The organism is Streptomyces hygroscopicus (genome assembly GCF_026168105.1).
GTDB classification, from domain to species: Bacteria; Actinomycetota; Actinomycetes; order Streptomycetales; family Streptomycetaceae; genus Streptomyces; species Streptomyces hygroscopicus_D.
In genome coordinates this window covers 1-2,155 of record NZ_LBMW01000135.1, presented here as the reverse complement: position 1 = coordinate 2,155, position 2,155 = coordinate 1, and the positions used below count along the sequence as shown (strand labels likewise).

1 protein-coding gene is annotated in these 2,155 nt (G+C 68.4%); it reads left to right on the top strand.

What is annotated here, in order from left to right:
- Positions 1-55 precede the first annotated feature (55 nt).
- A partial coding sequence (locus AAW14_RS39210; RefSeq protein WP_265569239.1) for a non-ribosomal peptide synthetase occupies positions 56-2,155 on the top strand: 2,100 nt, incomplete at its 3' end.

Here is a 2,155-nt window from a genome sequence, read left to right as displayed (position 1 = left end):
CCATCAACACCATCGACATCCTCCAACCCGACGAACGACTCCACGTCCTGGAGGAATGGAACACCGGACACAACACCCACCCACCGACCTCTACAACCCCACCACCGCCCACCAACTCACAACCCGCCTCACCCACCTCCTCCACACCCTCACCAACAACCCAGACCAGCCCATCAACACCATCGACATCCTCCAACCCGACGAACGACACCACGTCCTGGAGGAATGGAACACCGGACACAACACCCACCCCACCGAGCAAACCCTCCACGCACTTTTCGACGCACAGGCCGCCCGTACCCCCGACGCGATCGCCGTGTCCTACCAGGACACCCAGCTCACCTACGCCGAACTCGACACACGCGCCAACCACCTCGCCCGCCACCTCATCACCCAAGGCGCCGGACCCGAACAACGCGTCGCCCTCCTCCTGCCACGCTCCACCGAACTCATCACCGCCATGCTCGCCGTGCTCAAGGCCGGATCGGCGTATGTACCGCTGGACCCGGAGTACCCCGTGGAGCGACTGCGGCATGTGGCCGCCGACAGCGGTGCCCAGCTGGTGCTGACCCGGCACGGAGTCATCGCGGACGAGCTGTTCGACGAACGGGTCAGGCCGCTCTTCCTGGACGAGCCGTGGAGCGCCGATGACGTGGAAGGCGGCGGGGCCGACCCGGAAGTACGTCCCGGCAATCTCGCCTACGTCATCTACACCTCCGGCTCCACCGGCCGTCCCAAGGGCGTCGCCATCAGCCATGCCTCGATCGTCGACTTCCTCGCCTGGAACCAGCGGGTCTGCTCCCTGACGACCGCTGACAGCGTGCTCCAGAACCATTCGGTCGCGTTCGACAACTCTGTGTGGGAGATCTTCCAGTGCCTGATCTCCGGCGCCCGGCTGCATCTGGTGTCCACGGAGACGGCGTACGACCCCGACCGCTTCCTGGACGCCGTACGCGAGCACCGGATCACATCGCTGAACGCGACACCGTCGCAGCTGCGCATGCTGCTCGGCGCCGAGCGGGACGTGGCTGACGACCTGCGTTCGGTGCGGATCATTTTCACGGGCGCCGAGGCGGTGCCCCAGGACGTGGCGCGGCAGATCCTCGCGGTGACCGGCGACGACTGCGAGATCCACAACGAGTACGGTCCGACCGAGGCGACAGTGACCTCGGCGACCTGTCCGATCACCACGGAGCTTTTGGACGCGCACGCCGACCAGCCCAGCGTCCCGTTCGGCCGTCCCACCGACAACGCCCGGCTGTACGTCCTCGACGACTACCTCCAGCCGGTGCCACCCGGCTGCCGGGGCACCCTTTACGTCGGCGGCTCAGCCGTCGGCCGCGGCTACCTGAACAACCCCGCCAGGACGGCGAGCGTGTTCGTTCCCGACCCCTTCGCCGGCATCCCTTCCGCCCGCATGTACCGGACCGGAGACGTGGTGCGGATGCTGCCGCACGGGAACCTCGTGTTCCTGGGCCGCGCGGACGACCAGGTGAAGGTCCGCGGCTTCCGTATCGAGCTGGGTGAGGTGGAGACCGTGCTGGCCCGCCACCAGGCGGTGGGCCAGGCGGTCGCCGCGGTACGGGACGGGCGCCTGGTCGGGTACGTGCTCCCGGCGCCCGGATGCACACCCGACCCGGCCGAGATCCGTGGCTTCGCGGCCGACGCGCTGCCGGAGTACATGGTGCCGTCGATCGTGATGGCGGTCGAGGAGTTCCCTCTGACTCCGAACGGGAAGCTGGACCGTCGCGCACTGCCCGCACCGGACTTCACCGCCCTGACGTCGGGACGCGAGCCGCGCGACGCCCGCGAGGAAGCGCTGTGCACGGTGTTCGCCGAGGTGCTCGGGGTCGAGCGGGTCGGCATCGACGACAGCTTCTTCGACCTGGGCGGCCACTCGCTGCTCGCCACCCGGCTGGCATCCCGGATCCGCGCAGTACTGGGGTTGGAGCTGGCCATTCGTGACCTGTTCAGTGCCCCGACGGTGGCGGGACTGGCGGTACGGCTGGCGGAATCCGCCCACCATGTCCGCCCGGCCGTCGTACGCGTGGAGCGACCGGAAGCGGTGCCCGCGTCGTTCGCGCAGCGCCGCCTGTGGTTCCTCAACCGCATGGAGGGGCCGAGCGCCACCTACAACATGCCCATGGTGATGCGG